Annotated in this window: 1 pseudogene; it reads left to right on the forward strand. The window is 50.2% G+C overall.

What is annotated here, in order from left to right:
- Window positions 1-268: pseudogene (locus V5T57_RS20760) on the forward strand (IS5/IS1182 family transposase); the annotation flags it as partial.
- Window positions 269-277 lie beyond the last annotated feature (9 nt).

Raw genomic sequence — 277 nt, forward strand, 5'->3', positions numbered from 1 at the left:
CGGCATAACGCCAACCATCAAGAAGGAGTTGAAACGGCGCAATGCCATTGAGCCGGTCATTGGACACCTGAAAAGCGAGGGCCGGTTGGATAGAAACTTTCTCCGAGGTGTGCTCGGTGACCAGTTGAATGCCCTAATTTCAGGGATTGGCTATAACCTCCGCCTCATTCTGAAGAAGCTGAGGCTTCTTTGGCTGCTTTTCTGGATACAGACCTTCATGTCATCCCAGGAATCAACCTTGGAACCCATTACTCAAACGAGCTTCTGAACGATCGAC

Origin of the sequence: Magnetococcus sp. PR-3 (genome assembly GCF_036689865.1) — a bacterium.
Taxonomy (GTDB): domain Bacteria; phylum Pseudomonadota; class Magnetococcia; order Magnetococcales; family Magnetococcaceae; genus Magnetococcus.